General features: G+C 30.0%; 25 protein-coding genes. 12 read left to right on the top strand and 13 right to left on the bottom strand.

Going from position 1 to position 26,061, the window contains the following annotated elements:
• Positions 1–55 precede the first annotated feature (55 nt).
• From E0E45_RS00590 to E0E45_RS00550, 9 genes are read right to left on the bottom strand one after another with little or no spacing between them, the layout of a single operon-like run.
• Positions 56–712 carry an HAD family hydrolase gene (locus E0E45_RS00590; protein WP_130889350.1) on the bottom strand — a complete coding sequence of 219 codons (657 nt, stop codon included), beginning with the start codon at positions 710–712 and terminating at the stop codon, positions 56–58.
• Between the two features lies 1 nt (position 713).
• Positions 714–1,463, bottom strand: a complete 750-nt coding sequence (dagF, locus tag E0E45_RS00585; protein WP_130889349.1) for a 2-dehydro-3-deoxy-phosphogluconate aldolase — start codon at positions 1,461–1,463, stop codon at positions 714–716.
• 13 nt (positions 1,464–1,476) lie between these two features.
• Positions 1,477–2,580 (bottom strand): DgaE family pyridoxal phosphate-dependent ammonia lyase, encoded by a 1,104-nt coding sequence (locus E0E45_RS00580; RefSeq protein WP_130889348.1) that lies wholly within the window; start codon positions 2,578–2,580, stop codon positions 1,477–1,479.
• A 22-nt stretch (positions 2,581–2,602) separates the two neighbouring features.
• Positions 2,603–3,241 carry a DUF4310 family protein gene (locus E0E45_RS00575; RefSeq protein ID WP_130889347.1) on the bottom strand — a complete coding sequence of 213 codons (639 nt, stop codon included), beginning with the start codon at positions 3,239–3,241 and terminating at the stop codon, positions 2,603–2,605.
• A gap of 27 nt (positions 3,242–3,268) precedes the next feature.
• Positions 3,269–3,982: a DUF4311 domain-containing protein gene (locus E0E45_RS00570; protein WP_130889346.1), complete on the bottom strand. Its 714-nt coding sequence runs from the start codon at positions 3,980–3,982 to the stop codon at positions 3,269–3,271.
• 13 nt (positions 3,983–3,995) lie between these two features.
• Positions 3,996–4,280: a DUF4312 family protein gene (locus tag E0E45_RS00565; RefSeq protein WP_130889345.1), complete on the bottom strand. Its 285-nt coding sequence runs from the start codon at positions 4,278–4,280 to the stop codon at positions 3,996–3,998.
• 21 nt (positions 4,281–4,301) lie between these two features.
• Positions 4,302–4,667, bottom strand: a complete 366-nt coding sequence (locus E0E45_RS00560; RefSeq protein WP_130889344.1) for an SFCGS family glycine-rich protein — start codon at positions 4,665–4,667, stop codon at positions 4,302–4,304.
• 34 nt (positions 4,668–4,701) lie between these two features.
• Positions 4,702–5,070: a hypothetical protein gene (locus E0E45_RS00555; protein WP_130889343.1), complete on the bottom strand. Its 369-nt coding sequence runs from the start codon at positions 5,068–5,070 to the stop codon at positions 4,702–4,704.
• Positions 5,070–6,191 (bottom strand): amidohydrolase/deacetylase family metallohydrolase, encoded by a 1,122-nt coding sequence (locus tag E0E45_RS00550; protein ID WP_130889342.1) that lies wholly within the window; start codon positions 6,189–6,191, stop codon positions 5,070–5,072. The genes E0E45_RS00555 and E0E45_RS00550 overlap by 1 nt, the downstream gene beginning before the upstream one ends.
• 298 nt (positions 6,192–6,489) lie before the next feature.
• On the opposite strand from E0E45_RS00550, the gene E0E45_RS00545 reads away from it, so the two are divergent.
• Positions 6,490–7,668 carry a replication initiation protein gene (locus E0E45_RS00545; protein ID WP_130889341.1) on the top strand — a complete coding sequence of 393 codons (1,179 nt, stop codon included), beginning with the start codon at positions 6,490–6,492 and terminating at the stop codon, positions 7,666–7,668.
• Positions 7,669–7,895: 227 nt separating this feature from the next.
• Here the strand turns inward: E0E45_RS00545 and E0E45_RS00540 are convergent, their stop codons facing one another.
• The 3 genes from E0E45_RS00540 to E0E45_RS00530 form a co-directional block, all read right to left on the bottom strand.
• Positions 7,896–9,662, bottom strand: a complete 1,767-nt coding sequence (locus tag E0E45_RS00540) for a hypothetical protein (RefSeq protein WP_130889340.1) — start codon at positions 9,660–9,662, stop codon at positions 7,896–7,898.
• 19 nt (positions 9,663–9,681) lie between these two features.
• Complete coding sequence (locus E0E45_RS00535) at positions 9,682–12,429, bottom strand: DEAD/DEAH box helicase (RefSeq protein WP_130889339.1); 2,748 nt, start codon at positions 12,427–12,429, stop codon at positions 9,682–9,684.
• A 109-nt stretch (positions 12,430–12,538) separates the two neighbouring features.
• A complete protein-coding gene (locus E0E45_RS00530; protein ID WP_130889338.1) occupies positions 12,539–13,252 on the bottom strand; it encodes an MBL fold metallo-hydrolase in 714 nt (237 codons plus the stop codon).
• Between the two features lie 196 nt (positions 13,253–13,448).
• Between E0E45_RS00530 and E0E45_RS00525 the strand changes: the two genes are divergently transcribed.
• The 10 genes from E0E45_RS00525 to E0E45_RS00480 all read left to right on the top strand — a co-directional run bounded on the left by E0E45_RS00525 (position 13,449) and on the right by E0E45_RS00480 (position 24,477).
• Positions 13,449–13,880 carry a helix-turn-helix domain-containing protein gene (locus E0E45_RS00525; RefSeq protein WP_130889337.1) on the top strand — a complete coding sequence of 144 codons (432 nt, stop codon included), beginning with the start codon at positions 13,449–13,451 and terminating at the stop codon, positions 13,878–13,880.
• Between the two features lie 559 nt (positions 13,881–14,439).
• Positions 14,440–15,309: a helix-turn-helix domain-containing protein gene (locus tag E0E45_RS00520; RefSeq protein WP_130889336.1), complete on the top strand. Its 870-nt coding sequence runs from the start codon at positions 14,440–14,442 to the stop codon at positions 15,307–15,309.
• On the top strand, positions 15,296–16,102 hold the full coding sequence (locus E0E45_RS00515) for an ATP-binding protein (RefSeq protein WP_130889335.1): 807 nt from the start codon (positions 15,296–15,298) through the stop codon (positions 16,100–16,102). Before E0E45_RS00520 ends, E0E45_RS00515 begins: the two co-directional genes overlap by 14 nt.
• Before the next feature lie 24 nt (positions 16,103–16,126).
• On the top strand, positions 16,127–16,366 hold the full coding sequence (locus E0E45_RS00510) for a DNA-binding protein (protein ID WP_130889334.1): 240 nt from the start codon (positions 16,127–16,129) through the stop codon (positions 16,364–16,366).
• Positions 16,367–16,866: 500 nt separating this feature from the next.
• Positions 16,867–17,187, top strand: coding sequence for an HU family DNA-binding protein (locus E0E45_RS00505; RefSeq protein ID WP_130889333.1), 321 nt, complete (start codon positions 16,867–16,869; stop codon positions 17,185–17,187).
• A 52-nt stretch (positions 17,188–17,239) separates the two neighbouring features.
• Positions 17,240–21,436, top strand: a complete 4,197-nt coding sequence (locus E0E45_RS00500; protein WP_130889332.1) for an autotransporter domain-containing protein — start codon at positions 17,240–17,242, stop codon at positions 21,434–21,436.
• A 91-nt stretch (positions 21,437–21,527) separates the two neighbouring features.
• On the top strand, positions 21,528–21,887 hold the full coding sequence (locus E0E45_RS00495; protein ID WP_130889331.1) for a toxin-antitoxin system YwqK family antitoxin: 360 nt from the start codon (positions 21,528–21,530) through the stop codon (positions 21,885–21,887).
• Positions 21,888–21,895: 8 nt separating this feature from the next.
• A complete protein-coding gene (locus tag E0E45_RS00490) occupies positions 21,896–22,714 on the top strand; it encodes a hypothetical protein (RefSeq protein WP_130889330.1) in 819 nt (272 codons plus the stop codon).
• Positions 22,707–22,985 carry an HU family DNA-binding protein gene (locus E0E45_RS00485; protein ID WP_130889329.1) on the top strand — a complete coding sequence of 93 codons (279 nt, stop codon included), beginning with the start codon at positions 22,707–22,709 and terminating at the stop codon, positions 22,983–22,985. Before E0E45_RS00490 ends, E0E45_RS00485 begins: the two co-directional genes overlap by 8 nt.
• Before the next feature lie 175 nt (positions 22,986–23,160).
• Positions 23,161–24,477, top strand: a complete 1,317-nt coding sequence (locus E0E45_RS00480) for an RNA-binding domain-containing protein (RefSeq protein ID WP_130889328.1) — start codon at positions 23,161–23,163, stop codon at positions 24,475–24,477.
• A gap of 113 nt (positions 24,478–24,590) precedes the next feature.
• Here E0E45_RS00480 and E0E45_RS17985 read toward each other — a convergent pair whose 3' ends face one another.
• Complete coding sequence (locus tag E0E45_RS17985; RefSeq protein ID WP_269472026.1) at positions 24,591–24,722, bottom strand: hypothetical protein; 132 nt, start codon at positions 24,720–24,722, stop codon at positions 24,591–24,593.
• Positions 24,723–25,228: 506 nt separating this feature from the next.
• Between E0E45_RS17985 and E0E45_RS00475 the strand changes: the two genes are divergently transcribed.
• Entirely contained in the window at positions 25,229–25,909 is a 681-nt protein-coding gene (locus E0E45_RS00475; protein WP_130889327.1) for a GntR family transcriptional regulator, read from the top strand.
• Positions 25,910–26,061 lie beyond the last annotated feature (152 nt).

The raw sequence follows: 26,061 nt of genomic DNA, 5'->3' as shown, positions 1-26,061 counted from the left end.
TATTTAAAGAAGGCAGTTGATATTAAAATCAACTGCCTCTCTTTTCTTTCCCCATTTATATTACTTCTTTAAAGAAATCTCTCACTTCCAACAGACTTTCATACTTCCTATATGGCAGTCTGTTTTCCTCTTCAGTAAGCTGTACAGTATCTTCTACCACTATACATTTTATTCCTCCTGAAACAGCCGCTTTCAATCCTAACACAGAATCCTCAAGAACAACTGCATTTTCTGGAGCAACATCAAATTTTTTACAAGCTGCTAAAAATATCTCAGGATTTGGTTTCCCATTCTTCACTTCGTCCCCAAAAACAAATCCATCAAAATATTTATATATACCTGTATCCTGTAGCTCCTTTGTTGCCAGCTCTTTTCCTGTAGAGGTTGCCACTGCTGTTTTTATTTCTTTTTCCTTTAAAAAAGTCAATAATTCTAATACTCCCTTTTTTAACCTTATCCCTTCTTCTTCTACAACTCTTACTTGTATTCTTTTTTTCTCTCTAAAAAGTTTTTCACATTTTTCTTCATCTAAAAAACTCATTAAAACACTTTCTGCATTCTTTATATTACCACCCTTTATTCTTCTCAAAATATCATAGGTGATATCTATTCCCATATTTTTTCCTGCTTCTGTCCAGGCAATATTAGAAAGTCTTTCTGTATCTAAAAGCAGTCCATCCATATCAAAGATTACCAGCTTTATCTCTTTCATATTAATCAAGAAGTTCCTTAACCATTTGATATACTGCTTTTACATCTTCAATTTTTGTATTTCCGCTCTCTTTATCTATCACTGCTCCATAGATATGAGGCATAACTTTTTCTACTCCTGCATCCAGACATATTTTAGTAATCTCTTTGAAGTTGCTTAAATCTACTCCACCTGATGGCTCCATCATTGGTACTCCATGTCTTGCACATGCTTCTGCTACTGCTTTTAGCTCATCTTTTGATTTTAGACCTCCCATTGGAAAATATTTTATTCCCTGAGCTCTCATATCTAATACCATTGCCATTGCTGTATCTACATCAACTATTGCAGGCTCTTCCTTTGAACTTAACTCTCCAGTTGAAATTTTTACTTTTCCTACTATTCCTGTTGGGCTCATCAATACATTTACTGCTGTATTCTCTGCTTTCATTGCTTTTAATGCTCCAGCTGCATATGCTGCCCCTGTAAATACTTGATTTACATGTCCTGGATCAGTTGCTGCTGCTATTAAAGCTGCTTTCTGGAATTGAGCTGGGTCCCCTGCTCCAAGTCCTACTGATACAACTGGTACATCTTTCATGTAATCTTTTACATATTCAATTCCCTCTTCTACTGTATCAAATTGTTTTGATAATACTCCAACAGCTGTATATCCATCAATAGCATTGAATACATCTGCTCCATTTTTCTTATCTTTAGCTAAAAAGTTTACTGCTACTCTATCTTTATAAAATTTGATTTTTGTCTGCATTTGTTCCTCCTGATTATTTTAAAATCTCTTTTATCCTTGCACCTATAAATTTAATGTCACTTTCTGTCAGAGCTCTCATATCAACATTTACTATTCCAAGATTAGCATAATGCTTTCTCACATGAATTTCTGCTTCTCCTTCTCTTAAATGTTTCATGAAATCTTTTCCTGACATATCAGTAAGTTTTTCATTTAATTTTATCTGTACTCTGTATATCTCTCTTCCAGCTTCATCTTGTACTATAGATGTTTCTACTTTTGGTTCATCTTTTAATTCTTCCATTAAAAGTCCTGCCAATCTCATCTGCTCATCTATAACTGCTTTTTCATCTCTTTTTGAATATTCTTCTACAGCTTTTACCAGACCCATCATACATACTTTCCCTATTTTCATGGCTCTTCCAATACCTTTATACTGCATTTTTATTGCATCTATATATTGTTTTTTTCCAGTAACAAATCCAGAAGCTGGTCCACATAATGCCTTTGCTCCAGAATAAATTACCAGATCTCCACCTAATTTAAGATATCTATGTATATCCTCTTCAGCTGCTGCGTCTATTATCAAAGGAAGGGAATGTTTTTTAGCTATCTCTGACATCTCTTCTATAGAAAGCATTCCTTTTTGTACTGCATGGTGTGATTTTACATATAGAAGAGCTATTGTATTTTCATCTATTGCCTCTTCCACATGTTCAGGCTTTACTTCATTGCTGCACCCTGCTTCTACTGGTATTCCTCCACCTAATCTTATCATTGTAGTGATTGGAGCTCCATAGTTTACAGCATGTCCTTTTTGAAGAACTACCTTATTTTTCAATCCAGTTGTATCTGGAAGTCTTTCTATAAGAGTAAGGCTTTTTCCAGTTATCAATCCTGCTACTGAAAGAGCAATAGCTGCTGAAGCACTAGATGTAACACAAGTATCTTCTCCTCCTGTAACTTTAGATATCATCTCTCCCACTCTGTCAATAAGGTCATCTATGACTACAAAGTTTTGTCCTGCTTCCTTCATTGTTTCAGCTACAGTATCGCTTATTTTAGATACCCCCAAAGCTGTCATCTTTCCACTTCCATTGATAACTCTTTTCAATCCTATTTTTTCATATATATTCATAACTATTTCATCTCCATGTCATTTAGAAAAGTAAAGCTAATCCTCCAATAAGCATAGCTCCTATTATTGCTCCTCCTGCTATGTGTCTGTCAAATTTATAGAAAAGAGCTGCTCCTAAAAATGATCCTACTCCTGCTGGAATATTATATTGAATAGCAGATAATATAATAAGAGGACCAAGGAATCTTCCAGTAGCATTTCCAGCTCCCATCATTATTCCTGTACCACCAGCTGACATTCCATCTGGCATAGCTTTTCTAATAGCAATTATAATAAATCCAATGATAACTCCAATAGCTCCACCTACTAATAAAGCTAGTGGGAAACTTTTTACAGGACTTTCTATTCCAGAAGCTAAGAACAATGCTGGCAGTCCAACTCCAACTCCTGTCATCAAAGCTCCACCTATATCAAGCAATCCTACCAATGGTCCTTCCAATACTCTGGCAATAAGGAATCCAGCTGCAAATCCTGCTGCTGCTGCATAATCTCCACCATTAAGTCCCTGATCCAACATCTTTACAACGAATATTTCATTAAAAGCTCCAACTTTATGCACTACATACATATGAGTTCCTGCAAATATTGCTGCACATGCCATTCCTACTAGTATCGGAAATGACATATCAGCTAATAAAAAACTATTTTTTTTATTCTCCATAATTCATGCCTCCTAATCTAAATCTAACTATAGTCCTAATTTAGCGAAAAACCCTCTAAAGTAAGCAATTACAACAAATAGAATAACTACTATTGTAATCATTACTTTTACAGATTTATTATATCCATTTTCATCAATAGTTTGTCCTATAAGAATACCTAAAACTATTCCTGGAACAGCATTTCCCATAATCATATGAGCCATTCCACCTAGAACTGTTGCCCATACTCCAGTTATTTTACCTGCATCTAAAGCTGCAAGCCAGAACACTATGGGCATTACTGGATTAATCATTAAAGCTGCTGCTGGAGATAATATTTCTTTAGCTATTTGAGAAAGAGCTGCTGGAATAAGGAAAGCTACTGTATTTAAAAATGTAACTACAATTGCTCCTATAAATCCTCCTGCTATTCCCATTTTCAAAGGATCATATAAAGTTTCTTCAACTTTTTTATTTTTAGATAATAGTGCTGCTGCTGCAAAGTTAGGAACTACTCTATGAAAAACATCTTGAGTAAGTGCTCCTGCTGCAACTACTGCTGCTGCTGCATTAAATAAGAAACCTAAACCAAATGAGAAGTGCGCCATTGTATCTCCCTGACATGCATTAAGCTCTCCCAGTGTACGAAACGCTCCCATTGATTGTGAATTAGGAGTGTGAAACATTCTAGCTGCCCCTGCTGCTATTGCTGCTCCTCCTATAAATCCGATTATTAATGACTTGATGACTATAAATATCATACTTTCCTCCTTCTTAGAGTTTTATATATTTTACTTCATATTCTATTTCCATCTCTATGTGATATATAGTTTTTTCTCTTGGCATAAAAAGCTCCAAAAATCTTTCTGTTTTCTTTTCCTCTTCTATATCTATAAGATATGTTTCAAGAGGTTCAAGTTTTACTATAACTCCTGTTATTTCAGTTTGGACTTTCCTTCTGAAAGAGGTAAATATTTTCCCCAAAGCTTCCTCTTTTGTTTTTCCTGAATCTTTTATTTTCATAGTTTTTATTTCGCTATTTAATTTAGCCTCTCTCATTTTATGCCTCCTGAAAAAATTTTACATTTTATTTACTCTTTTGTACTCTTCTACTAATCTTCTTCCTAATTCTTCTGTATCTAAAAATCCAAATCCTACTACTTCATATCCTTGTTTAATAGCTGTAACTCCTGCTTCCACTGATCTTAAATGAGAAGTTGCTTTGTACCCATATTTTGTTTGAGCCATTATTGCTCCAGCTCCTCCACTTCCACAAAAAGAAATTCCAAATGTTGCATTATTTTCTTTCATTACATCTCCGAGCTTCATATCTGCTGCCATACCAGGTACAACTATTGCCTTTCCTCCAGCTGCTTCTACTCCCTTTGCTACATTTTGACCTTTCCCAAGTCTGTGTGCTATTACTACTACGATTTCTTTTTCCATCTTTTTTACCTCCTAAAGTATATTATATCATTAATTAATTATTTTCCTTCTGCATTTCCATAGCTAACTGTAGTTGAATAGCTGCAAGAACTATTTCCATTCTGTTTAAGTCTCTCTTATATTTTTCTGCCAAAGGCATAATTATTTTTTCTGAAACCTCTATTGCTTCTTTTTCCACTTCATCCTCTGGACAGTCATCTCCACAATCTAATCCAATATCTTCTTTTAATCTCTTTGCAAGGCTTACCATATGTGCATAAAATACAAGTTTAAAATCTGGAAGAAATTCTATTTTTTCTTCTGCCAATATCTTAGTTGTATGGTCAGCATCAGGAAGATACATTTCAAATTCCTCATCTGTCATTTTTAATCTTGTTTGAACATCTTTCAATAAATCTTTCACTAAATATCCTCCTTTTTAATTAATTCATCTTTTACAAAAACATACTTTGTCTTTATATATTTTTCTGCTGTTATTACTTTATTTACACTGTCTTTTAATTCTAATTTCCCATTTTCCACTATATCAAATATAGTAAGATCTCCCATATAACCCTCTTTAAGTTCTCCAAGTCCTTTTAATTTAAACGCTCTTGCTGGTTCATATGTAACTTTTTCTACACATTTTTCCACTGACCATCCAAGATATATCATTTTGTTTATTGTATTCTCTAAGCTTCCTACTGGTGTAATCATATTTCTCTCATAGAGATCTGTGCTTATCATATCAGCTTCAAAACCTTCTTTTATTCCCTCTTCTGCTGTATCCAGAGAGAAGCTTTCTGAACCATGTCCTATATCAAAAAGAACTCCACGTTTTATTGCTTCTCTAGCTTCAGGAATAACTTTTCCTTCTCTTATCAATCCATTTGCTTTATTATTGTAGCAGTGGGTAACCACATCTCCTTCTCCTAAAAGATTCAATACTTCTTCTACTTTTGGAGGAGCATTACCTATATGTACTACCAATGGAATTTCAAATTCTGATGCTATTTTCTTCCCTTCAGCTATAGGATTTACTCCATTTTCTTTTACTACTGAACCACTTGCTCTTGCTTTTAAGCCTACTATTGTTTCTGGATATTTTTCTAATGATTCTTTTATTTTTTCTTTATCTATATTTTTCATATCACTAAGTTCGCTCAAAGTTTTTAATCCTTGATGAGCAATATTTAGATAAGCGAATATTCTTGTTTTTGATTTTTTTATAAAGTTTTCATAAAAATCATCTATTGTATCTGCTCCAGAAGTTCCAGCATCAATTATTGAAGTTACTCCTCTTTTCACTCCTATTTCATCTGGTAAAGAACTTATTGCTGTTCCTTTTGGAAAGCAATGAACATGTATATCAATAAATCCTGGGGTAACTATACTATCTTTTACATCAATTACCTTGCTGTCCTCTTCATTGAGATTTTCTCCAATCTTTTTTATTATTCCATCTTCTATTAATATGTCTGCTCTTGTCATATGAAAATTATTCTTACTATCTAAAAGCCTTCCATTTTTTATAACAGTTTTCAATTTTAAAACCACCTCCTAAATCCGTTTCATTTTAAAACATTTAATCTTTTTATCAACCTCATTCTCTTGTTATCAGTTATACATTTTTTATTTTGTTTTGTCAAATTTTCAATTTTCGTCGTTATTTTTCATATAGCACTATATTTGTCTAAGTAATTTCTCAAACTATATGTTTATTTTATTGAATTTTTATGCTATTATTTCTTTATAGACGATTTTTAATTTTAAATTTTATCGTTTATAAAATAGAAAAAATATAAAATATCGTATAAAATAATTTTGAAAAGGAGGAATTTTTTTGAAGAAAAATTTTAATGATTATATCAGTTTAAGTGAAAAGGAGATAGATATCAAATTTAATAAAGTTTTTTCAAAAAAAGAAAAAATTCTCTTTGATTTTCTATTAAAAGATAAAGAAGATATATTAAGTAATAATATTCTCGTTCCAATATTAAAAATAAAAAAACTTTTACTCTTGGGAGAATTGGAAAATATTCTTAAAATATTTCAAAAGCTCAGTGAAAAAATAATTATCTATACAGTTTTTAAGCTGGAATTAATTGAAAAAAAGGGAGCTTTCTCTATTATTTCTTCATATCATATAGAAAAAAATTATATCAAGGTAATTTTTACAGAAGAATTCAGATCAATTTTCCAAAAAAATTCTTACTTTCAAAAAAATGATTTTGATATACTGCTTTTTTTCCAAAATGATTATGCTATTGCTCTATATAATTTTCTTAAATTTAATATTTCTATGAATAAATCCATTGAGATTTCTATAAATAAATTGAAAAGTTTATTGGGATTGGAAGAATCCTATGATAGATTTTTTGACTTTGAAAAAATGATACTTAGACCAGCATTTCAAGAAATATCAAAAGTGACTAAAAAAAACATTGAATATACAAAAATTAAGAACAGAGATTCTTCTAACTCTAAAATTATAGGTTTGCTCCTTGAAATAAAAGATATTAATGAAGAGGAAAAGGCAACTCTTACTAACAGTATTATTGAAAAAATTGAAAAAGCAATTTCTGTTGCAGATATAAAAAAAGACCTTTGGACAAAAGTCTTCAAGTCTTTGGATGATAAAAGTTATGATTATATAATAAAAAATGTAAATTACAGTATAGCTCACTATCCTAAAAATGGCTTTAAACTCTTTTTTGAAGAGGCAATTGACTTAAACTATGCAGAAAATAGATTTAAAAATAAAATAATAAAATTTTCAGAAACATTTAAGTGTATAGAAAATATTGAAAAGAAATACACTTCTTTGGCTCAGCTTCACTCTGATTTATTTAAAATACTGGCAAATCTAAAATTTAATTATCTTACTTTAAATCCTCAATTTTTAAAATCTCTCCAGTCTTTAAAAGTGAGAAAAGAATTGGAATATTTCGATAATGATTTTATAATCTTTGCTGAATATAATGATAACGAGATAAGCTATATCTCTTTATTTGAAAATTAATAAAAAAAAGTGAATTAAAATAAAAATATAATTTTAGACCTTTTCCAGTAGAAAGGTTTGTTATTTATCTTGTTCATAAAACTAAAAATAGTAAACTCGCTTTGCTCAAACATACTATTTTTTTACGTTTTACTTACTTCATTAATTACACAAACCTTTCTAATTTCCAAATTTCTAAAATTCAATTCAGCTTTTTAACTCACTTTTTTTATTTATTCTTGAATTTTTTAAAAATTTACATAGTAGCCATATTCCTTAAATAAATCAACTACCTGCCCTACATTTTCACTTTTTACAAGGACATGAAAGTCTTCTCCCTTTAGCAAAAGAGATTTGAATCTTTCATCTTTTGTTATTGTGCTTATAAGTTCTCTGTCATTTTTAAGTTTTAATACTACAAACTGATGTTCAGCTCTTATAGCACTGCTCTTTTCTACCAGATCATCAAAGAATCCCTGCCATAATTCATTTAAATTATCAGATATCTTTGTTTTAAACTCAACTATTCTATCTTCAAGCTCCTGATATCCATTCAATCCCCTAAGAAAATTCTCTTTTGTGAACTTGTATTTATTTACAGCTATTTTTTGAGATACTCTTTCCAGAAACATAGTTTGTACTGGAACATCTCCTATTATTGTAGCTATAAGTCTGTCTTCATCTAAGACTACTTCTCCTTCATTCTTTGTATTATCAAAGTCAAAATTATCTATTCTTCCCAGACAATATTTCCCTAAATCTGTTATTTTTATATATTTAAGCCCATCATATTTGCTTAAATATCCATTTTTAAGATATAGGCAGTTGTTGATAGATGGATAATCATAATACAGCTCCAATACTCCCATAGTTCCAAGAAGGAATAAAACTGATTTTATAAATGGAACAACAACATATGCAAGATATCTTTCATAATTAAGTATTTTTGTTCTTTCATAGTTAGCTTCATTTATATATATATAATCATAAGCATCTTTTATATCTATTATCTCTATAAATTCATCTCTATATAGTATAGATTTTATTATATTGTCTACACTTACAATTTTATCATTAGGTATCTCATCAATTATTTTTTTAATAGTGATAAGTCCTCTTTTTATCTCTTCTTTTGATTTCCATATATTCTTTACCCCTTTTAAATAGTTCAAGTATAAAGAGGTATAATGATAATTTTCTTCCTGTATCAATTCTCCAGTAAGGAAATCCTGTACTATTGTTTTTATATTAGAAACTCTAAAATAGCTTTCATTCATATATTTTTCTTTTACTAAAAAGAAAAATAAAGCTATAGTTTCAGTCTTTAAAAAGTCCAAATCTTTTGAATTTTCATAATACTCATTTATGTTGCAGTATTTTTTCATATTAACTTTTGACTCTTTTAATATTTTTCCACTGTTAGAAAGAACTATTCCACCTTGTTTATAGAAATCAAAGTATATTTTCAGATTTTCTGCTAATTCCTTTTCATTATTATTTACAAGACATTCTTCTATACTAGTCAGAGGAATTATATTATATTCAGGAGGTTTTATCATAAATTTTCTTATGACTCTTATCAAGTCATAATCCATATATAAATATTCCCCTCTTTTATTATCCTTCTCTGCTTTGAAAAATAAATACTCTTCTTTTAAATCCTTATTTAAATCATAGTTGTTTTCCAGTTTCAAATATTTTTCTCTGTCTTTTGCTGGAATAAAAAACTTTTCATTCCACATTATTTCTTCAAAGACTTTTTTTACCTCTTCATCTAATGTTGCAAACACTGAACAAAACACTTCTTCTTTAAGATATACCTGTTCTATCAAATCCATAAAAGTTTGTTTGTTGCTGTTTTCACAAATCAGAGATATTTCAAAAAGTCCTAAATTACTTCCAATATATCCCTCAGCTATCCAGTCCAGAAAATATCTGTTGTATAATCTAAACAATATATCTTTAGGGTAGAACTCATTCAGTGCTTCTCTAAATCTGTCTTTACTTATTCCCATTTTATTTTCTCCCTGTAATCTATTCTCCAAGTATAAACTCAATATCTTTTTCAGTAAGTATTTTCATTGATGAACTGTCCTCAGATATTAAATTATCTAATAACTTGCTCTTTGTATCCTGCAGCTGCAATATCTTTTCTTCTATTGTATCTTTTAGTATCAATTTATATGAAAATACCGTTCTATCCTGTCCTAATCTGTAAGCTCTGTCAATTGCTTGGTTTTCTACAGTTTTATTCCACCATGGATCATATATAAATATTGTGTCAGCAGCAGTAAGATTCAACCCTACTCCTCCTGTTTTCAATGTCATAATAAAAACCTTATATTTATTATCTTTCTGGAATCTATCTACTAAAGATTGTCTGTCCTTTGTACTTCCAGTCATTGAAAGATAGTTTATTCCATATCTTTTTAAATCATCGCATATATTTTCTATTGAATTTATGTAGTTTGTAAATACAAGCACCTTATGTCCATTCTCTACAGCTTCCACTATATTATTTACCAGAACTTCTCTCTTGCTTGAAGTAACTCCATTGCTTTTTGCTTCTGGACAGCTTGTTATCTGTCTAAGTTCATTAAGAGCCTGAAGAATAAAGAACTGTGTCTTTCCAATACCATTTTCTCTTATCTGGCTGTTTACCATTTTATAATAGTAGCTTCTTCTTTCTTCATAAAGTTTTTTCTGTTCTGCATTCATTTCTATAAACATAGTTTTTTCTATTTTATCTGGAAGATCTTTCAGTACTTCTTTCTTTACTCTTCTCAATATAAAAGGGTAAATTTTCTTTTTCAATTCCTCAATAGCTTCCTGATCATTCTCCTTCTGTATAGGTACAGCATAATAATTATTAAATTCTTCTGCTGTTCCAAACATAGCTGGATTCAGAAATCTAAACAGGGAATAGAGCTCTCCAAGATTATTTTCAATTGGAGTACCGCTCAAAGCTATTCTATTTTTTGATTCAAGAAGCATTATTGCTTTTGTTGTCTGTGCATTGATGTTTTTTATATTTTGAGATTCATCAAGAATTATTGTATCAAACTTCATCTCTTTTAAAGTTTCAATATCATTTCTTATAGTTCCATAAGTAGTTAGTATTACACTGCTCTTTTTAATGATGTCTATATTTCTGAAATTTCCATAATAAATACCTACTTTCAGCTTAGGACTGAATCTTTTTATTTCCCCTTCCCAGTTGTATATCAAACTTTTAGGCATTATCACAAGGCTTTTCTTTCCTTTTTCCTCATGAAGCCTTGTCAAAACCGCTATTGCCTGAAGAGTTTTCCCAAGCCCCATATCATCAGCCAGACATCCTCCTAAATTATTATCCATGAGATATGCCAGCCATTTAAATCCATACTCTTGATATTCTCTGAGCTGAGCTTTTACATTAGGGGGATCTATTTCATAACTTTTTACATTATTTATCCCCTTAAAGAAATCTCTGCTTCTGTTCATCTCCTGTGAGAATATCTTGTCCTCTATCAGTTCTTCAACTAATGGAAGGTCGAAGAATGATAATTTTACTTTTTTCTTATCGCTGTCTTTAAAAAGTCTTTCTAATTTTTCTATATATTTTCTATTTATAAGAGCACTTGTCCCATCACTCAGCATTATATATGAATCTTTTCTATATGATGAAAGTACATCTAATATAGAGAATTTTTCCCCTTCTATTTCCAGTTCTATCTCTCCCTCAAGGAAATCTATAGAATGGCTGAAGTTCCCAACTACTTTTGGTTTTACAGCTTTTATATTATACTTTCTTAATTTATCTGTTCCAACTACTTTATATTTTGAGGCAAACTGTAAAAGCTCTTTCATTATAAATTCTTTAGCAAGTTTTTCCTGCATAATAACAAGATTATCTTCATCTATATAGAAACCTGCTTTTATCTTTATATTTTTTTGTAATTTTGCCAATACTTTAGCTATCTCTTCCATAGCTTCTGGAAGTCTGCTCAAATCAACTTCACTTATAAATATCTTCTTTTCAAGATTATTTACCACTGCTGTATGTTCTATTTCATTTTTTTTCAAAAATTCATAATCCATCGTAGATATCATAAGTGTTATCTGGAGATACAAGCTGTTGTCCTGTGAGATTTTTTCTATTATTATCTGAGGTACTGGAATATTTTTTTCTCCCTGTACAATTTTATAATCCTTATATTCTATCTCTATATTTTTAAAATACTTCATAGTTATAGTTATAAAATTTTCAAGTTCCTTTTTATGAACATTTCCTATTAATTCCTTTATACTATGAAGTCCATTATCTTCATTCTCCAGAATATAAAATACTCCTTTTCTTGCAGCTAATTCTTCATTTATTATTTCAAAATCATTGAAACTTCCATTTAAAAGAAGCTCAGTATATAAAATATTTTCATCTTCTTCTTTTTCTTTTATGATTAATGATAGAGTATTATTTTCCTTTACCCATTGTATCTTATTCATATTTTCATCAACAAATTTATCATTATCAATAAGCTGTGGAATAAGATTTGAATGTTCGCTTAAATAAGCTTCCTGATACTCTTTTTCCCAATCAATAAAAAAACTGTCTTCCTTTATTCCTTTTATATAAGAAAGAATTGATTGTGTTTTATCTGTATAATCATCTATCTCAACAAAATCCAGACTATCTAGTACTGTTCCATCAGAAAAAACTGGTACTATATATTTTCCTTTTTCATCTGTTTTTAACATAAAGTAGATGCTATCTAATCTGTAATCCATTTTTTCCCAATTCATACTCATTTTCCTTGTTATAATTTTATTTAACATATATTATATCAAATAATATATGGTTTATCAACGTTTTAATTTTTTCCAATTCCTATTTGGCGCTTTTTCAGAAAGATTATATTAGTAATTTTTCCAGACATTCATTTATTACTACACCTTTTGTTTCAGTTCCTTTCAATGCTTCACAAAATTCTTTTGTTACATTGTAGCTTTTTCCAAAATGCATTGGAATAATAATTTCAGGGTGAAGCTCTTGAACAAAATATTTCCCCCCAAGAAAAGTATTTTCTTCCAAACGTGGATCAACAGGGAAGAAAGCTACATTTATCTTCTCTGTATTTTCTTTTATATCTTTTATTATCTTTTGGAAAGAGTTTCTCATAAAATCTTCCTCTTCTTTTGTATCATCTGACCAGTACCACCAATTGAGATCTCCAGCATGGAATACAATTTTATCTCCCATTTTTATCCAGAAAGATACTCCTGCATCAGTAGAACCATATATTTTTATATTAAGCCCTTCTACTGTAGTTTCATTTCCTTCTGATACTATATAGCATCTTTCAGGGATTGTTTTTAACCCAATGTCGCTACTAAGTACATAAGATATCTGCGGATTTTTCTCCTGCCATTTCAAAATTTCAGGATTGAAATGGTCTGCATGTGCATGAGAAGAAAAAACTACTACTTTTTTATCCATCTCGGCAATAAAATCTTCTATGTTAAATAAAGGGTTTTTCTTTCTTGGAGTTTTATAATAATCAAAGATTAAAACATACTCTGAATTTTCAACTACAAAACAGCTGTGATAGATATAATAAATATTCATATTTCTCCTCCTTTTAAATTTAGACTATATATTATACCATCTTTCTTAAAAATCTAAAATCAAAATTTTTTAGTTTTATTTTTACTAAATAAAACAGTCCCACTCTAAAGATACAGCTGGAATAATTATCTTTTTACTTTTACTATAAAATATTATATAATCTAAAAAAAAGCCTATAAACAAAGAGAGGTACAAAATGAGATTTGGTGAAGTACTAAAAAAGATAAGAACACAGCAGAGGGACAGTTTGAGAGCTTTATCTGGAAAAACTGGAATATATTTTACCTATATAGATAAAATAGAGAAGTCTGAAAAGCCTATAAATATTGAGATTCTTGAAAAACTTGTAAAAGAATATCCTCTGCAGAAAAAAGAATTAATAAAAGCATATGTTAATGAAACAATCCCTGATTTTGTAATAGAAGAAATTAAAAGTCCATATATAAATAATGAAAATATTATGATAGAACTATATAATATCTTCCTTGAAAAATTGGATATAAAGGAACAGAAAGATATACTGAGAATGGTAATTGAAAGACTGGAAATACTTAGCTTCAGAAAAGGAACACTAGAAGAAGATAAAAATATATTAGATGAAATAAAAGAAAAAATAGATAAAATATAACAAAAATTTTTTTCAAGCTCATATAACTTTAGGAAGGAATTCTAAGTATATGAGCTTTTCTATTGAAATATTAGAGGAGATACTCCATTAATAAAAAGTTTTTTATTTCTTGACACAGTTCCTCTTTAGAGATACAATATGTTATGTTGTTTTTTGATAAACCTGCAAAAATAAAAAATTAAAAAAAATAAAGTTTACCTTTAGGAGAACAAATAATGGTAATTTAACAAGACCTCTTTCTCATCTCAAGCCAGACTTCCATAATTACTTCTAAGAGTTCAATAATTTTTTCTCTGTCTGCTATTTCTTTTTCTTCAATTATTTCCAAATTTTCTTTCACTAATTTCCCACCTTTAAATTTTTTTACACTACTGGAAGTGTCTGAGTACAACTATAACAACTTATTTTAAAGAAGGCAAGAAAAAAATATTTTAAATTTTGAAATAGTGATATAAAACTATCAATTACTTGGAAAAAAATTTTAAGAAAACTCAATTAAAAAACTAATATAAAAAAGAAAAAAGATAAAAAAACATTTTATTTCAAAAAAGGAGAGAAGATGACGGAGAAAATTAAAGGACAGGGAATATTTAAAGAAGGATATGGATTTATAGCAAAAAAAGTGATGAGGGACAGAGATTTAAATGTTTTATCTAAAGCTGTATATGCCTATATATGCAGCTACACTGGAAAAGGAAAAAATGCTTTTCCATCACAAAATTTAATATGCGGAGATTTGGGAATAGGCAAAGACACATTGATAAAATATGTCAGAGAATTAAAAGACAGAGGGTATGTAACAGTGATACAGCACAAAGAAAAGGGGAAGTTTGCACAAAATCTATATACTGTAAACATCAACCAATGTATAGTTTCACCGGACACGGCAAAAACCGATACGGATTTTATCGGACACGGTCAGGGAGAAACTAATAATAACAGTATTAATAATAACATAAAAGATAAAAATATAAATAATACACACACAAGGGCAGAAGAAAAAGCAGTTGATAATCTAAAACATGAAGAAGAAATTGAGAAAGAAAAATCAAGTAATGCTCCTGTGGAGATACAGGATATATTAAAAAAATATAAAGAGCTGAAATTACCTGCATATAACTATTGTCCAGATAACTATGTGATTTTGAAAGTATGGAGGGAGTTAGGAACTTTAAAGCTGTTTGAAGCACTGACAGAGATGTCCAAATCCCAGTTTGTTAAAAACAGTATGAGCATCAACAGTATTTTCAAAATAGATAATCTAAAAAAGGCTCTTAATGGAAATTTCAAAGACAAAAGAAAGATGAATGCAGAGAAAAATAATCCTATGAAAAAATTTAAAAAACCAGAGTACGAAGATTTTACAGGAGATTTTATTAACAGTATTCTAAATGGAGCATTAGAGGAGAATGAAAATGAAGAAATGTAAGTATTGCGGGAAAGAGTATGTAAAGAATGAGGATAGTTATCTTAAAAATCTTCCTGAATTTTTCAGAAAAAAATTAGAATACATACCTGCCTGTCCCTGTCTGGAAGAGGAGGAAAAAAGAGAAATGGAGGAAATGGAAAGAAAAAGAGTTCAGGAATGTATGATAAACAAAGTGAAGAAATTTAAGGATATTTCTGTTATGGACAGCAGATTTATAAAAAGCACTTTTAAAAATGCTGATATGGACAACCAGCAGATGCAGCTGGCACAGAAATATGTGAAAAGTTTTCTGAAAAAAGATGAACAGGAGGGATTGTTGTTTTATGGAGGAATAGGAACAGGAAAGACTTTTACCACTGCCTGTATAGTCAACTATCTCATGGAAAGGGGAAAAACAGTACTGGTAATGAATTTAGGGCTGTATCTCAATAAGCTCACACTCCAGTGGGCAGAAGCAGAGATGAATATTCTGGAGCAGGTGGAAAAATGCGATTTGCTAGTGATAGACGACTTTGGAGGGGAAAAGGGGCTGGATAGAAATAATACTGGATGGAGAGCAGAGAAAATATATAATCTCATTGATACAAGATACAGAAGCGAGAAGCCTTTGATAATTTCTACAAATTTAAATTTCAACGAAGATGAGGAAAAATGCGAGATAAGTGAAAAGTTTTCAACACAGGGGCAGAATAGGATAAGAGATAGGATAATTGATATGTGCTTTCCTGTACAGGTAACAGGGAAAAGCAGAAGGGGAATGACAAAACAGAAGTTCTTTGAATTTATATCTTAAAAAAATAAAAAAGGAGAATTACATATGGAGAGGGAAGAATATATTTTTAAGAAGCTAGGAAGTCTTTCAGCAATAGATAAGGCACTGGCAGATGAAATGGTAGAGAATCTGGGAGAATGGACTACAGTGAAGAAGACAGCAGAATATTTCAACAAACACAGAAATACTATTTATGACAAAGTTGAAGGGGGAGATATTATTCACAAAAAAATGGGAGCAAGTATTGTAATCTACACAAAAAGCCTGATTTTTCTTCTGGAATAAAATTTAATAGAGAGCATATAAAGAATCTCAGATGAATGCGTCTGAGTTTTTTTATTTAAAAATTAAAATGACGGCAAAAAATCAAGAGGTAATTCTCAAAAATCATTCTGCACCCCTCATTTTATTTTATATTTTTTGTGTAAAAAATATATTGAGTTAAAGGCTGGAAAAAAATGATTGAAAAATTCAGAAAGGAAGAAAAAAAATTAAAAAAACCAAAAAATAAAAATCAGGAGTTCTTGTTTATGTATAAATACGAACACTTTCAGAATTTGTAACTATCTAAAACAATCTTTACTCCTATCAATTATATATACCATAAAAAACCAAAATAATCAATTTTTATTTTTTTAAAAACATTGAACTTTTAAAAAAATGTAAGTTAAATTTTGTATTTAAGATGATTTTAAAAAAAATAAAAAAAATTTAAAAAGTTCGTATTTATACATAAACAAGAACAATTTTTTTAGGTGTGATTTTTTAGTGGAAAAGAGAGTGTTATGACAGAGATCGAATTTCTAAAATTATACAAGAAGAAGAGAAAATTAAAAAGCATAAAAGAATCAAAGAAAAAATTAGAATTTTTTTGGGAAGCAGTTTTTGCAGGACTTGCACAAGACAAAAAAGTAATAGTAAAAGATTTTGGAGTATTTGAATTAAAAAAGCTCAAGCCAAGAAAGATATATGATATTCATAAAAATATTTTGTTTATGACAAAGGAAAGGACGGCATTGAAGTTCAAGGTAAAAAACGGGTTTATGAAAAAGCTAAGTAAAAAAGTAAATAGCTGCAGCTTAACAGATGAAACTGGGATAAAGTAAAGTAGTCTGGAAAAAGAGCAGTTAAAATAAAACAATGGGAGGAAAAATAGTTATGATTAGCAATTTTAGTGAAGTAGAGAAATCTCTAAAGAGATGTCTAAAGGAAAAAGTATCAATAACAGCAGCAACAGTGGTAGGGTTCTTAATAGCAGGAACAGTAGCATTTGGGGCTACAAAACCTGTAGAGTTTACAACAGCTAATGGTCCAAAAGTAACAATTAATGTTGATAGTGGTGGAGCATCCGATGTATCAGGAGCTACAGATTCCATCTCTGTAGCACAGTATGAGAAATTGGCAGGAAAAGGTGGAGCTCTTGAGAATTTATTAACAGTAACAACTAATGAAAAGGGAGAAACAATTTTTGCTGGAGCAGAAGGTCAATCAAATACATTAGGAAAAGTTACTGCAACAGCAACAAATGATGGAGCAATTACACTTTTAAAAACAGATAGTGACCATAAATCTATAGCAAGCAGCTTAGAAATTGAGGCTGTTGGATTTAATGCAAGCAATAAAGCAACAGCAATGAAAGCTGCAGGAGCAGAAGATACAGTAACAAATAATGGAGCAATTACAGTTAATAAGTTTGCTGTTGGATTATCAGCAGGAGCAGGAGCGGCAGCTGTAAATAATGCCGGCAAGATAATTACAGTAAATTCTAATGGTGAAAACGCTGATACAAGCATAGGTATGTTAGCTGATACAGCAGTTGATAAAACTACTACTCTAACAAATGATGGAACAATTACAGTAACAAAAGGTATAGGTATGGCAACTGGAGAATTATTAGAGGGAGCAGAAGCCGTCTTAATAAATAAAGGAACAATTGATGTAACAGATGGAGTAGGAATAAAAGTTGAGGGAGCAGGAAAAGTTAAGGTAGAAGCTGGAAAAATAACAGTAGCAGATGGGAAAACTGGAATAAAAGTTGAGGGAACAGGAACTACAACAATAACTGATGGAAGTATTGAAATAAATGGAACAGGAAAAGGAATTAATGCTGTAGGAAATGTAACACTTGAAGATATAGCTATCACTTTAAATGGTGCAGGAACAGGTATTGAGTATACTGGAGGAACTGTTGGAGCAGTAACAGCTAATATATCAACAAAGGATATATCTGTTGAAAATGCTGGTGCTACTGGAATAACTGCAGCTATATCAACTGTAGATAAGAGTACTCTTGATATCACAACTGGAAGTATTTCAACAGGGAATGCTAATGCTACTGGTATTGCAATAACTGGACAAAATTTAGGTGCAGGTACTACTACTGCAGCTGTAAAAACTACATTAGGAGCAACAGCAGGAACAGGGGTAACAGTAGCAGGAGAAAAAAATAATAATATTACAGTAAATCTTGAAAATGCACAACCTGCCCCTGCTAATATTAAAGTTGCTAAAGCAGAAGTATCTGGAACAGGAGTAAATATAACAGCTGGAAAAGCAGATGGAATTATTACAGTAAATGTAAACCAAAGCAATCTTCAAGTAACTGATACAAAAAAATTAGTAAATGTAGCTAATAGTACAGCTGGAGAAGTAAATATAAATGTCAATAAAAGTGTTGACTTACTATCTGGAGCCAACTTGGTAAATATAGGTACAATAGCTGGAAATGTAAATGTAGTTTTAAATGCTGATGACCAAAAAGTTGTAGATGGAAGCTTAGTTGATGTAGGAGCTCTTGCTGCAGGAACAGCAACTGTAAATATTAATAAAAATGTTGACATTACAGGAAATGGAAATATAGTTAAAGCAGGAGCTATGACAGCTGGACACTTAAATGTAAATCTTAATGTAGAAGGAGTGGATGGACTAACTGTAAAAACAGGAAAAACAGCTCTAGACTTATCAAGTGTTAATGCTGATAATGTAGCTTCAGTTAAAAATACAGGAACTGTAACAATAGCAGGAACTGGAAAATTAGTTGTGGGTAATAATTCTAATACTATATCTCTTACTAACCAGGGATTAATTACATTAAAAGCAGTTGATACAGCGACACCTGATAACAGTTCACATATTTCATCAGGGGCAGCAGTAAATGTAGCAAACTATGGAACTATTGATTTAGCTATAAGTTCAGATGCCTTTTTAGGGGAAGCTGGTGCATCTAGTTTAGAGGATTTAACTCTAGTCCAAGTAGAAACAGCGTTAAAAACTATGCATGTAATAGCTAGTGATTCAAATGGAAGTTTCTCAAGTGTTGGATACATCAAGTTTAGTGATGGAAAATACTTTACTACAGCTGCAGCACTTGATGGGTCACATTCAATAGAAGATTTATCTGTAGCTTTAGCTCAACAATCAGAAGCAGATAGAGCTTTTAGTGTAAAAGAGAGTAATTCCCTTGTATTAAAAGCAGAAAATCCAACTGATAACTTATCAAATGTACAGCTTAATTTAGAAGGAACATTAGCTACAGCTCCAGATGGAACAAATCCAGTAACAATTGATAACTCTACTTCAGATAGAATTATAAACATCACAGAAACTGGAAAGGTAAATGTAACAGATTCTAAAACATTAAACTATTCAGGAAATATAACAGCAGCAACTGGACCATCAGTAACAGAAGCTGCAATTGTAGTAGACGTTACTGGTACTCTTGGGCTTTCTAATGGAGAAATGAATATGCAAGCACCAGAAACAACAACATACACAACATCAGCAGACAGAGTAGGTATAAAGCTAGAAGGTAATGGAATAGTTAACCTTGATAATTATACAGTAAATGCTGATATAAAAGGAGAACTTAGTGGTTCTAATTTACAAGGAACATTAAATGCTAAAGGAAATTCTAAAATAAATGGTACAGTTACTGATATAAAAGAGATTAATGTAACTGATAATGGAATGCTTACATTTGGGGCAGATTCTGTAATAGAAGCTTCTAGTAGTACAAATGAGCAAACTTCAATAGACCTTGTTGAGGGAAATATGGGAGTAGAAATAGGAGAAAATGGTAAAAATGTACTTCAAAATTCTGAGGTAGCTGATGTTAGTATTCAAAGTCTAGATGGAAGTTCTCCTAATGATGCAGCACATGGAAAAGTAGTTCTGCTGACTAATACTCTTACAGAAAATACTGCATTCAATTTAGGAGCTCATCTTTTAATAGATGGAAGTGTTGTAGCTAATAGTGATATTTACTACAATGTAGTAAAAGGAGCAGATGGAATATGGAATGCACAGTTTAATAAAAATGGTTTGCTTGGAGAGAGTGGACTTAAATATGCAGAGTTGAATAATATGTATATTGCTACTCAATCTATCCATGACATATTATCAAAGGATATTGATTTAAGAGCAGTTCAACTAGATGATCTTTACTCTAATAATATCTATTCTGAAACTGTAAAAATGTCTTTAGATACATTAAAAATGAATGAAGATGCAGTTTTATCTCTAAACGTTAGACCAAGACAGGGAGAGTTTACAGCTCAAGGTAAATTCCTGTTCAATAATACTGATTATGATAGAGAAGGTACATTAAGAGATTACAAAGTAGAAACTAAAAACACAGGATTGTTAGGAGCAATGGAATATGGATTGACTGATACTTCATCAGTAGGATTTGCATTCTCTGGAACTAAACAAGACCTTGATATGAAAAATGGAGCAAGCGCTGATGGAGACGCATTCTACTTCGGACTATATAGAAATGATAAATTCAACAATATAGACTTAACTACAGGGTTGGGATATATGGTAGATAGAGTAGATGCTGAAAACTTCATTGGAAAAGATAAATTTGATTCTACAGCTTTAAGTGGATATGTTCAAGGTAAATACAACTATGCACTTGGAGAAAGCTTAACACTTTCACCAAAAGCTAGATTGACAGTAACTAGATTCCAACAGGATTCTATCAATAATGGAAGAATGAAGCAGGAAGAAGTTAAAGATACTATGGCTGATGTAGAGTTAGGAGTGGAAATCAAAAAAGGAATAACACTTGAAACAGGAAAAATGCATCTTCTGGCAGGAGCAAGTTTCACTACTAATGTAGCTGGAAAAGATGATGACTACTACAAAGTAAACTTCATAAGCAGAGCAGGAAATGATGGAAGCACTGCAAAAGTTAAGGGAGCTAACTTAGAGAAAAACAGCTTAAAACTTAACATAGGGGCAGATGTTGAATTAACAAATGGAGTATTCTACAATGGAGGATTGTCTTATGAATTTGATGATGAAGACAGAGATTCTATTGGAGTTACATTAGGAGCAGGATACAAATTCTAATTATAAAAGTAAAGATTTGTCATAACTAAATCCCAGCAGCTGCAGGTAATTACTTACCTGCAGTTGTACTTTACACAAAAAGGAGATATAAATGAAAAAAATATTAATATTAATGGCATCCTTATTAATGATAAGCTGTGGAAATAATTTAAAAGAAATAGACCTTTCTCTATTGGAAAATAAAAGTGGAGTTTTCTATGAAAAGGGAGCCGAAAAGCCATTTACAGGAAAAGTAACAGCTAAATATCCAGATGGAAAGAAAATGCTGGAGAGCAGCTGGAAGAATGGAAAACAAGATGGAAAGCAGACTCAATATTATGAAGATGGAAAGCCTAAAATAGAAGGAACATTCAAAGATGGAAAAGCAGATGGAATAATAAAAGTATATGATGAATCTGGAAAAGTAATTCTTCAGGAAGAATGGAAAGATGGAGTAAAAGTTAAAGAATAGGGGAGTTTATGAGGAAAGATGAAGTTGAAGAAATAGAAAATGAAATAAATATATATGAAATAGTTCACATTTTCTTTAAATGGAAGAAAATATTTCTTTCAATTATACTTGCAGCATTTATTGCAAGTATAATAACAGCATATTTAAATTATGAAAATAATAAAAATATTTTAAGTATAGAATTTCATATAGAGAAAGAAAGATTTCTGGAAGACAGATTATTTCAAAAATCTGGACTTACATTCCCTAATTTGGATATAGAAGATATATCAAAATATATAAAAAAATCTGCTGTACAGCGAAATATTTTAATTACAGAAGATGTAATAAAATACCAATACAATTCTAATACTATAGAAATAAGAAATTTAAGAAATGAAAGCAGTGACATTTATTTTCTTGAAAGCCTAGATGGAAACAGTTTATTTAACGAAAAAGATAAAATATTCTTTGAAATGGAAGAATACATATCAGATAAAGTAGAAAAAATAATTATCGCTGAGGAAAAAAAAGCTTTAGAGAATATTGAACATTTTTCTCAAGAAATGACAAATAGTACCAGTTCTACAAAAACAGAAGAGTTAAGAAAAACTATTGAAGCATATTTGGAACAAATAAAAATACTTACAGGGTTGAAACTTCAAAAAAAATATAAAAATATGGTAGTAATCGATTCTATATCTATGTATAAAAACAATAGTTTTTTATCACTATTTATACTGATAAATTTTTGGGGAATAATCACAGGAATACTTGTTGTTATAATAGGTGAATTTTGGAAGAGATATAGTTTAAGAAAATTACACATAGAGGTAAACTATGAATAGTAAAGAATTTTTACACTATTACAGAAAATTGAGCATCTTAAAAAATCAGGAAGTAAATTTAAATGAAGCTGAAGAAGATATAAAAATGATGATAGAAAGTATTGCTGAAGCTGTTATACTGGATAATGAATTAAAAATAAAAAACAAAGGCAAATTCACTCTTACAGATAAAAAAAGAAAAATAGTACAAAATATTTATACAAGTGAGAAGATAGAACTCCCTTCTAAAAAAGTATTCAAGTATATTCAGCCTAAAAATCTGAGTATATAAGAAGAAAGTAAATAAATTAAATTTTTATTAAAATAATATATTATTGTAAAGGGACTGAGCTTAGGATTCAGCCCTTTTTTTGTTCTTCTTTTTAATTCTAATATTTTTTCAATTGCTAATAGTATTAGAATATGTTAGAATAGTGTTAGAATATATCACCATTTTAGGAGGAGCTATGAAATTACAAGAAGGAACAAGTGTTGAGCTAAAAGAAATATTTATACCAGAGATAAAGAAAGAAGTAGTAGCTTTTGCTAATACTAATGATGGAATTATTTACATAGGAGTTAATGATTCTGGAGAAATACTAGGAGTAAGCAATCCTGATGCTACTTTGGAGCAAGTAACTGCTTCGATTAGAAATTCAATAAAGCCTGATGTAACAATGTTTGTAACAACTGATATAGAATTAATTAAAGGAAAGAATGTAGTAGTGGTAAGAGTACAAAGAGGAGCTTCAAGACCATACTATATAGCTGACAAAGGACTTAAACCTTCAGGTGTATATGTAAGACAGGGAAGTTCATCTGTTCCAGCTTCAGAAGAACATATAAGACAAATGATAAAAGAAACAGATGGAGATTCTTATGAGGAACTACGTTCATTAAATCAGGAACTTACTTTTAATTTTGCTGACAGTATATTTAAAAAAGCAGATATAACTTTTGGAAAAGCTCAAAAGAAAACATTAGGATTGATAGGAGAAGATGAACTATATACTAATTTAGGTCTTCTTATTTCAGATCAATGTGCTCATACATTAAAGATAGCAGTGTTTGAAGGTTTAGAAAAAAAAGTATTTAAAGATAGAAAAGAATTTACAGGTTCATTGTTAAAGCAAGTAACTGATGCATTTGAATTTATCAATTTATTAAATAAAACTTCTGCTACATTTGAAGGACTTTTAAGAAAAGATGAAAGAGATTATCCAGTAGAAGCTATTAGAGAATCACTTTTAAATGCAGTAGTTCATAGAGAATATTCTTTTGGAGCTAGTACATTAATCAACATCTATGAAGATCGAATAGAGTTTTTATCTTTAGGAGGAATAGTGTCAGGACTTTCTTTGGAAGCTATAATGCTGGGAGTATCACAGTCAAGAAATGAAAAATTGGCTAATTTATTCTATAGGCTGCACTTGATTGAAGCTTATGGTACTGGAATACAAAAGATAATGTCAAGTTATGGAGAGTATGGACTAAAGCCTCAAATAAAAACTGAAGTAGGAGCATTTCAGGTAATACTTCCTAATGTACATTATTCTGAAATAAAAGAGACAGCCAAAGAAGAGTATTCTAAACCAACTATAAAAGAACAGCATAAAAAAATATTAAATTTAATTGAAGAAAAAGGAGGAGCTAGTCGTAAAGAAATCGAAAAATATATGAAATTAAGACAAGCAAGAATTATTACTCTTTTAAAAGAAATGATAGAATTAAATTTAATAGAAAAATATAGAGAAGGAAGAAGTTTTATTTATAAAAAGAGATAAAAAACAAGATATAGAATTTAATAAAAATTTATAAATAACAGTAAAAACAGAAGGTAGAAATTAATCAGCCTTCTGTTTTTTATTCCTAAAAATAACACCTAATTTAATATTGTTTATTTTTGACTTTTAATTATTTTTCCTAAATCTTCTTTGATAATTTCTCTCATTTCTTCAGCATTTTTTTTAGTTTTATCATAATTTAACCCTATATTTTTTGCTATTTCCAATTGAATTTCATTAGGCATTTTAAAGTTTAATAAATCAAATTCTATATATAATATATTAGCTAAAAATTGCTAAAATTTCAATATTAGATAATATATTATCTTTTATATCAAAAATTATAAAAATACTTATTTAAATTTAAAAATAATTTGATATGGATAAAAATAAGAGGTAATTCTTAAAAATTACTCCATAGTTCCAATTTCTATTTTTAATTTTATTAGTAAAAATTAAAGAAGATAAAAAGAATAGTAAATAAATTAATTTTTTTAAATAATATATTATTGCAAAGGGACTGAGCTTAGGATTCAGCCCTTTTTTTTAATTAAGTTGATAGATATTAAAAAAAATGTTACAATAATTTATACTAAGATGCTGAAAGTATTTTTTAATTTCAGCTAAAGAATTTATGATTTCTACAATAGAATATATTTTTATGATTCAAATTTTTTTTAAAGAAAATAAATGTCGACTTTCTACAAACAACAAAATAATATAATTATAATATATAAGGACGGAGAGGAATATGGGGACTTTTAAACCAATATCAAATACAAATTTATATGTTGAAGTAATAAATTCCATTATTACAGCTATTGCCACAGGAGAACTCAAATCAGGAGAAAAGATAATCGAGCAGACTATTGCTACTGAAATGAATATCAGCAGAGCTCCAATAAGGGAAGCTATAAGAGAACTTGCAGCTCAGGGAATTGTTGAATATATTCCTAAAAAAGGGGCAACAGTTGCCACACTGAATAAAAAAAGTATAGAGGAAACTTATTCTCTTCGTGCTCTTTTAGAAGGAATGGCGGTAAGCCTCGCTATAGATAATTTTACACCAGAAGATATAAAAACTATGGTATCTCTTTCTAAGACTATGACAGAAAGCTTGAAAAAACAAGATGTAGAAAACTTCATTAATTGTGATGTTGCTTTCCACAATCTTATCTGCCAGAGATCAAACCATACAAAACTTCAAAAATTAATAGAGAATTTTGTTCTCCAGACACAGCTTTATATGAGAATGTCAAAATATAATATGCTGATAAACTCAAGCCTTTCTATTGAATATGGGGTACATGACAACCTCATAGAATTAATCAAAGAAAAGGATAAAGAAAAGGCAGAAAAAGAAATGAAAAATCATATAATGACTTCTGGAGAAGTTCTTATTAATTATCTTTTAAAAAGTGATGAAATATAATCGTTATACTATCAAGGACTAAGTCTTGTATTTTACAAGGTTTAGTCCTTTTTATATTTTCAGTTTTTGTTTTTTTATATTCATTTTTAAATACAAACATACTGATAAAAAACCGTTTTGTAATTTTTCAGAATATTTTTTTAAATTTTTCT

The sequence above is a fragment of the Fusobacterium ulcerans ATCC 49185 genome, from assembly GCF_900683735.1.
GTDB lineage: Bacteria > Fusobacteriota > Fusobacteriia > Fusobacteriales > Fusobacteriaceae > Fusobacterium_A > Fusobacterium_A ulcerans_A.
This window is presented reverse-complemented; position numbering and strand designations above follow the sequence as displayed.

Bases quoted from the DNA above. Each gene is read 5' to 3' on its own strand.
- E0E45_RS00515 (WP_130889335.1), top strand. From the start codon at position 15,296: ATGAAGAAATGTAAGTATTGCGGGAAAGAGTATGTAAAGAATGAGGAT.
- E0E45_RS00580 (WP_130889348.1), bottom strand. From the start codon at position 2,580: ATGAATATATATGAAAAAATAGGATTGAAAAGAGTTATCAATGGAAGT.
- E0E45_RS00560 (WP_130889344.1), bottom strand. From the start codon at position 4,667: ATGGAAAAAGAAATCGTAGTAGTAATAGCACACAGACTTGGGAAAGGT.
- E0E45_RS00535 (WP_130889339.1), bottom strand. From the start codon at position 12,429: ATGAATTGGGAAAAAATGGATTACAGATTAGATAGCATCTACTTTATG.
- dagF (WP_130889349.1), bottom strand. From the start codon at position 1,463: ATGCAGACAAAAATCAAATTTTATAAAGATAGAGTAGCAGTAAACTTT.
- E0E45_RS00480 (WP_130889328.1), top strand. From the start codon at position 23,161: ATGAAATTACAAGAAGGAACAAGTGTTGAGCTAAAAGAAATATTTATA.
- E0E45_RS00570 (WP_130889346.1), bottom strand. From the start codon at position 3,982: ATGATATTTATAGTCATCAAGTCATTAATAATCGGATTTATAGGAGGA.
- E0E45_RS00525 (WP_130889337.1), top strand. From the start codon at position 13,449: ATGAGATTTGGTGAAGTACTAAAAAAGATAAGAACACAGCAGAGGGAC.
- E0E45_RS00540 (WP_130889340.1), bottom strand. From the start codon at position 9,662: ATGGGAATAAGTAAAGACAGATTTAGAGAAGCACTGAATGAGTTCTAC.
- E0E45_RS17985 (WP_269472026.1), bottom strand. From the start codon at position 24,722: ATGCCTAATGAAATTCAATTGGAAATAGCAAAAAATATAGGGTTAAAT.
- E0E45_RS00530 (WP_130889338.1), bottom strand. From the start codon at position 13,252: ATGAATATTTATTATATCTATCACAGCTGTTTTGTAGTTGAAAATTCA.
- E0E45_RS00485 (WP_130889329.1), top strand. From the start codon at position 22,707: ATGAATAGTAAAGAATTTTTACACTATTACAGAAAATTGAGCATCTTA.
- E0E45_RS00565 (WP_130889345.1), bottom strand. From the start codon at position 4,280: ATGAGAGAGGCTAAATTAAATAGCGAAATAAAAACTATGAAAATAAAA.
- E0E45_RS00475 (WP_130889327.1), top strand. From the start codon at position 25,229: ATGGGGACTTTTAAACCAATATCAAATACAAATTTATATGTTGAAGTA.
- E0E45_RS00590 (WP_130889350.1), bottom strand. From the start codon at position 712: ATGAAAGAGATAAAGCTGGTAATCTTTGATATGGATGGACTGCTTTTA.
- E0E45_RS00505 (WP_130889333.1), top strand. From the start codon at position 16,867: ATGACAGAGATCGAATTTCTAAAATTATACAAGAAGAAGAGAAAATTA.
- E0E45_RS00500 (WP_130889332.1), top strand. From the start codon at position 17,240: ATGATTAGCAATTTTAGTGAAGTAGAGAAATCTCTAAAGAGATGTCTA.
- E0E45_RS00575 (WP_130889347.1), bottom strand. From the start codon at position 3,241: ATGGAGAATAAAAAAAATAGTTTTTTATTAGCTGATATGTCATTTCCG.
- E0E45_RS00510 (WP_130889334.1), top strand. From the start codon at position 16,127: ATGGAGAGGGAAGAATATATTTTTAAGAAGCTAGGAAGTCTTTCAGCA.
- E0E45_RS00490 (WP_130889330.1), top strand. From the start codon at position 21,896: ATGAGGAAAGATGAAGTTGAAGAAATAGAAAATGAAATAAATATATAT.
- E0E45_RS00495 (WP_130889331.1), top strand. From the start codon at position 21,528: ATGAAAAAAATATTAATATTAATGGCATCCTTATTAATGATAAGCTGT.
- E0E45_RS00520 (WP_130889336.1), top strand. From the start codon at position 14,440: ATGACGGAGAAAATTAAAGGACAGGGAATATTTAAAGAAGGATATGGA.